Here is a 6,124-nt window from a genome sequence, read left to right as displayed (position 1 = left end):
TCGCTAAGCTAAAACAGTATAGGGCGGTTGCCACTAGATTTGATAAGCTCAAGCAGAGTTATGAAAATACGGTCGCTCTTGCTTGTGCTTATATCTGGCTCAAATTATGAATATTCAACACGCCCTAATATCTCGATATTATCTGCGCTATTTTCCTTGTTTGACTGCGATTTATCTCATTTTTATCACCATTTTTAAAATGAGGACACGCCCTAGTTGCGTTGAAAAAAGAAAGGGCGGACATTGCTAGCTAAAATAGCAATGTCCGCACTTTTTTTGTCTGTTTCTATATAACCAGTGCCATCAGTTCGCGATCGCACTCTTCCCAATCTATCCATATTGATGACGCTTTGGCATCATTCTCAGTTTCTTCTATATCTGTATTGGCAGCATTTGTATCGACAGTATTGCCTAATTGCAAAATAATTTCCAATCGACTATCAGTCTGTGGGTCGATGGTTTTGGTCGTTAGACTACCAGGGTTAAAATTGATCTGCATCCAGCCGTCAGAAGTATGCACCACGCCCTTGATACGTTGCCAGTTTGGCAGTGCTAATAACCAATTCTGTAAATCGTCAGCGTTTATTATGTAATGAGCAGGTAGTCGCCATCCTGCCAATTGGAAACCTTGCTGATCTTCATGGTAGCGATAGGGCAGATCACTATTAGCACTGGTCTGAGGATTGGCCTGAGCCTCGCTCTCATCGGTAGATGAGCTCGATGATGGCGCAGCTGCTAAAGAATTGACTTGAGACTGTACACCAATCATCGATTTTTTAGGATTAGAGATACTGACTTTTCGTTGATTCGAAATGATAGAGCTGGGCTGATTCAGTTGGTCGTTCAACGTGGTCAAGTATGCCTCTGCTACAAGTTTATTTGCTACAAACTTATCTGATGAATGGACATCTGATGAGTCTGTTGTCTCAGATGCCGTTAGTCCTGATGCCGCCCAAATAATTTTTACTTGTGAATTTAGCTTGGTTATCCATTCTACCAAGGTTTGTTTTTCGCTAGTATTTAATTGGGTATAACGATTGATTATCAGCACATCGGCATCACGGACATGCGCTTGAAAACCATCATGGTCACGATACTTAATCTGTTGCCACTGCTCGCCACTCAGTACGGTTATCACCGCATTCATTTTTAGGGCAGTTTGCCAGTGCGGCGCACTAAGTTGTAGTATCAGCTCACGTGGATGTGCCAACCCTGTGGGCTCAATGAGTAATCGCTGCGGATGATGCTCACTGAGCAGACGACTGATTGCAATTTGCAAGGGTAGCTGACTGGTGCAGCAAATACAGCCACCACTAATCTCACGAATGGCAATATTTTTTTGGTTAAGATCGTTATCTTGGGAGCTTGCCAAGAGTGCGCCATCAATACCGATACGGCCAAACTCATTGATTAAGAGGGCCCAGCGTTCGTCATCAGGTTTCGAGGCCAGTAACTGATTAATTACGGTAGTTTTGCCAGCACCTAAAAACCCTGTCACTAACGTGCAGGGTATGTTTTGAAAAATAATTGGGTTTTTCACAAATAGGCTCATCATATTGGCGCGTGTTCGTGAGTAACCAAACACGGCCTATATTAAAAGAAATTAAATCAGTTAAAAGCTATTCACTTTTGATGGTTTCTGCGTCAGCTTCATCAGGAACGAATACATAACCAACGCCCCACACGGTCTGGATATAACGCGCTTGTGAAGGGTTGTCTTCAATCAGGCGACGCAGACGTGATACTTGGACGTCGATAGAACGCTCCATCGCACCCCATTCACGACCACGAGCAAGGTTCATCAATTTATCGCGGGTCAATGGCTCACGTGGATGCTGTACGAGCGCCTTTAGCACTGAAAACTCACCTGTTGTCAAAGTGACTACGTTACCATCGCGTTTGAGCGTACGAGTCGATAGATCTAATGTCCATGGACCAAACTCGACCACTTCCATTTGATGACTTGGCGCACCTGGCAACTCACGGTTTTGACGACGTAGTACAGCTTTGATACGAGCCAATAGCTCTTTTGGGTTAAAAGGCTTAGGCAGATAATCATCTGCACCCGCTTCTAGACCTGCGATACGGTCAGCATCGCCACCTTTGGCAGTCAGCATAATGATAGGAATATCTGCATTGTCTTCACGCAGACGCTTACAGATACTGATACCGTCTTCGCCTGGCAGCATCAAATCGAGTACGACCAAAGAGAAAAGCTCACGTTGCATGAGTTTATCCATCTGACTGCCATCATGAGCGGTACGAACGACAAAGCCGTCGTCTTCTAGGAAGCGTTGCAACAAAGAGCGCAGACGAGCGTCGTCATCGACGACTAAAATACGCTGAGTTAACGTGTCAGGGCTGTTGTTATCAGTCATACAGGCATCCTTTTATAAAAATTATTGTTATCAGAAACTACAAGTAAATAGCTATGAGCAAAAACACTGCCACTAATTATCATTATTTAATTATTGGTTACGAATAAGCACTTCATAAAATTAAAAACTATTGTTCAATATGTCAGCACATATCAATATTTGTGTTATTGATACTTTAGTGTATAAGATTGCACCGAGAATTGCATCACCCATGATAATAAATGCTGTATGCGTTTGTTTAACAAGTCCATAGGATGTGTGATATAGAACGATTTGCGTCCTAAAATGCGCAATAAATAACGAAAAGATAAAAAGGATTTTTATTCATGCAGCTTTTGCTATAATGCAAAGCTACATTTCTCAACGATTGATACGTATATGAGTAGCACTGATACCTTAACGTCATCTCAAACCTCGACAAATGCACAGGTTTTAGATGCAACCACACACGCGAATATTCACGACAAGCTTGCTCGCGCGCTTGGCATTAAGACTGCTCAAGTCAATGCGTTTGTCAAACTTTATGATGAAGGCGCGACGGTTCCTTTTATTGCGCGTTACCGCAAAGAAAAGACTCAGAATCTTGATGATGCGCAGCTGCGTGCTTTAGAGAAGTCTCTTAATTATGAGCGTGACATGGCAACACGTCGCCTTAAAATTACTGAACTGCTAAGCACACAGGGCAATCTGACTGATGAGCTACAGACGCGTATCGATAATGCGACGTCTAAGCTTGAGCTTGAAGATATCTATCTGCCATATCGTCCGCGTCGTCGTTCACCTGCTGCCAAAGCTCGTGCCGCTGGTCTTGATACTGCTGCCCAAGCGGTCTTGACCCAAGAAATCACCCCGATGGATGCCTTGGCTGATTATCAGATCCAGTCAAGTATCACTGATGACAGTGGTAATGAAATCGAGGTTGACTTTAGCGATATCGAAAAACAACTCGCTGGTGTACAAGCGATTATCGTTGATGAATGGACGCAAGCATTGGGTTTGTTGGACAATTTACGCAGTGGTTTTGCCAAAACTGCCAGTATCGTATCGAGCGTTGCGAGCGAAGAAAAGCGCGAAGTTGGCGAAAAATTCAAAGACTACTTTGAGCATAGCGAAAGCCTTGTTCGACTGCCAAATCATCGCCTATTAGCAATGTTGCGCGGTCGTCAAGAAAACGTCTTGGGCCTAAAGATTGAAGGCGAAGACACACCCTTTATCGAAAAAATCATCAGTCATTTTGACGTCGATGCTAAAGCGCCAGCAGCACGCCGTGAGTTTTTGGCAGAGGCAGCCAGTAGCTTGTGGAAAGACAAATGGCGTCCGCATATTGAGCATCGCTTGTTAACTGAAAAGCGCTTAGCCGCAGAAGCGGATGCGATTGATGTGTTCGCTAGCAACTTACAGCATTTGCTAATGTCTGCACCTGCAGGTCCTAAAGTAATCTTGGGTGTCGATCCTGGTATCCGTCATGGCGTAAAAATGGCCATCGTTGATGCGCAAGGTCATGTCATGTTAGATAGCGAAGAGAAGCCTGTCATCGCGACAGTGTATCCGTTTGCACCTGATAATAAGATGGATGAAGCCAAAAAAGTCATCGATGCGTTATTAAGTACTTATAACGTTGATTTGGTCGCTATCGGTAATGGTACGGCAAGTCGCGAAACAGATGCGATGATTAAAGAGATTTTGGCTGCGAATGATACATTAAAAGCCAAAGCTGTCATTGTTAATGAGTCGGGTGCGTCTGTTTATTCAGCGAGTGAACTTGCTAGTGATGAGCTGGCCAATCTAGACGTTTCTGTACGTGGCGCGGTTTCTATCGCGCGTCGCTTGCAGGATCCATTGTCAGAGCTTGTGAAGGTTGATCCAAAAGCCATTGGTGTGGGTCAATATCAGCATGACGTCAATCAAAACCAGCTTGCAGACAGTCTTGATAAAGTAACTCAAGATAGCGTGAATGCCGTTGGTGTGGATGTGAATACAGCCAGTCCAGCTATCTTAGCTCACATCGCAGGTCTTAACCGCAATGTGGCACAGCAAATCGTCACCTATCGCAAAGAGCACGGTGCATTTGATAGTCGTGAAGCGCTTAAAAACGTCCCACGTCTAGGCGCTAAGACATTTGAGCAGGCAGCTGGTTTCTTGCGTATTCATAATGGTAGCAATCCATTAGATGCCACTGGTGTGCATCCAGAGAGCTACGCATTGGTCGATAGTTTACTCGCACAAGCGGGCAAGCCGTTGTCAGAAATCATCGGTAATGATGGCGTGCTAAATACGATTGATACGACTACATTGGCTGCTAACGATGATAATGTCAGCGTAAAAGCGATTATCGAAGAGCTCGCTAAACCTGCTCGTGATCCTCGTCCTGAGTTTAAAACGGCCAATTTCCGTGATGATGTTAATAGCATCAAAGATTTGAGCGAAGGTATGACGTTAGAAGGGGTAGTCACCAACGTAACTGCCTTTGGTTGTTTCGTTGATGTGGGTGTGCATCAGGATGGTCTGGTACATATCTCGCAGATGGCCAATGACTTTGTCGCAGATCCTATGAACCGTGTCAAACCTGGCGATATCGTATCGGTACGGGTTATCTCCATCGATGAGAAACGTGGTCGTATCGGCTTTAGCATGAAACCTGAATCTGAAAAACCTGTCCGTACGGCTGCCAAGTCTACGACAGCTAGTACAGATGGCGAGAAAACCAGTCGTCCACGCAATAATAATGCAAATAGTGACCGTCCAAATAATAGCCGTCCAGCTGCTGACAAACGTCCGTCTAAGCCACGTGGCAAGCGTCAGGATAAAGACAACGCGAGCAATCGTAGTAAGCCAGTAAAAAATGATAAAGCTGAAGCCCCAAGTAAAATGGGTACACTCGGTGCTTTATTACAAGAAGCTGGTGTGACTAAAAATAAGAAATAAATACTGCTAAAATTTATAATCATGTACAATAAAAAGGCAGCCATATGGCTGCCTTTTTATATAAGTAGTACGCTTACAAACTAATCAAATAAACTAACTATCTGCTTAGCGTGATACAGCGATACGACGATTCTCTTTAAACTGTACGTTTGCTGGCTGAGTAGCTAATAATTCACCACGCTTGTCTTTTTTCTTTTCTTGCAACGTACTAGCAGCATCTGCAACTTTATTCTCAGTAGCCGCTTCACCTGCGATTAAAGGCTGATAGTCTGCATTGCTGTGTTGCATGTTAGGCGCTTGAGCGTTCTGTACAGGAGCCTGAACAGTTGTAGCAGTAGTCATTGCTGCCGCATTGGTTGTTGCTTGAGCATTGTTCATCAAAGCTGCGTTATCATCGCGTGCTTCATTATTCATATCGTCAGTTTCGTCGTTCATTTCATCTGCTTCATTATCCATGTCCATATCGACATCAGCAGTGTTTGACGCTTCGACATCTACAGCGCCAGGTTGGGTCGCTAACAACTCACCATCAGGACCTTCTATTTCAGCCTGTAAAGTGCTCTTGACAGCAGCATTACGCATATCTGCTGGCATTAGATCGCTATTGTTAACGGGTGCTGCCATTGCCATAGTTGGTAGTACAAGGGTAGCGCCGACGATTAGTGATAAAATATTCTTTTTCATTATAGAACTCCATGATACATAATTAGTAATAGTTAAAAACGATAACTCATATTTAATGATGAGCCGTTTTTATTTAAAGGTGTCTGTAAATACTGTATGCAAATTATCAACGATACAGTTTATATTTCAGTAGCAAA

The 6,124-nt window shown here is 43.8% G+C and carries 4 protein-coding genes and 1 pseudogene; 2 read left to right on the top strand and 3 right to left on the bottom strand.

Annotated features, from left to right (window positions below; translation table 11 throughout):
• A pseudogene (locus tag QL898_RS02645) lies at positions 1-110 on the top strand (IS5/IS1182 family transposase); the annotation flags it as partial.
• Positions 111-286: 176 nt separating this feature from the next.
• On the opposite strand, the gene QL898_RS02640 reads toward QL898_RS02645, so the two are convergent.
• On the bottom strand, positions 287-1,552 hold the full coding sequence (locus tag QL898_RS02640) for a GTP-binding protein (RefSeq protein ID WP_356638414.1): 1,266 nt from the start codon (positions 1,550-1,552) through the stop codon (positions 287-289).
• Between the two features lie 67 nt (positions 1,553-1,619).
• Positions 1,620-2,378 (bottom strand): two-component system response regulator OmpR, encoded by a 759-nt coding sequence (gene ompR, locus QL898_RS02635; protein ID WP_101204602.1) that lies wholly within the window; start codon positions 2,376-2,378, stop codon positions 1,620-1,622.
• A 378-nt stretch (positions 2,379-2,756) separates the two neighbouring features.
• On the opposite strand from ompR, the gene QL898_RS02630 reads away from it, so the two are divergent.
• The gene (locus QL898_RS02630; RefSeq protein WP_290175701.1) at positions 2,757-5,303 is read left to right on the top strand and encodes a Tex family protein; all 2,547 of its coding nucleotides are present in this window, start codon (positions 2,757-2,759) and stop codon (positions 5,301-5,303) included.
• 105 nt (positions 5,304-5,408) lie between these two features.
• On the opposite strand, the gene QL898_RS02625 is transcribed toward QL898_RS02630, so the two are convergent.
• Positions 5,409-5,987 (bottom strand): hypothetical protein, encoded by a 579-nt coding sequence (locus tag QL898_RS02625; RefSeq protein ID WP_290175700.1) that lies wholly within the window; start codon positions 5,985-5,987, stop codon positions 5,409-5,411.
• Positions 5,988-6,124: the final 137 nt, after the last annotated feature.

It is taken from the genome of Psychrobacter sp. APC 3279 (genome assembly GCF_030407795.1).
Taxonomy (GTDB): Bacteria; Pseudomonadota; Gammaproteobacteria; order Pseudomonadales; family Moraxellaceae; genus Psychrobacter.
Note: the sequence above shows the minus strand (reverse complement) of the source record. Positions and strands in the feature narration are given on the sequence as shown.

Coding starts and splice junctions, on each gene's coding strand:
- QL898_RS02640 (WP_356638414.1), bottom strand. CDS start 1,552: ATGAGCCTATTTGTGAAAAACCCAATTATTTTTCAAAACATACCCTGC.
- ompR (WP_101204602.1), bottom strand. CDS start 2,378: ATGACTGATAACAACAGCCCTGACACGTTAACTCAGCGTATTTTAGTC.
- QL898_RS02630 (WP_290175701.1), top strand. CDS start 2,757: ATGAGTAGCACTGATACCTTAACGTCATCTCAAACCTCGACAAATGCA.
- QL898_RS02625 (WP_290175700.1), bottom strand. CDS start 5,987: ATGAAAAAGAATATTTTATCACTAATCGTCGGCGCTACCCTTGTACTA.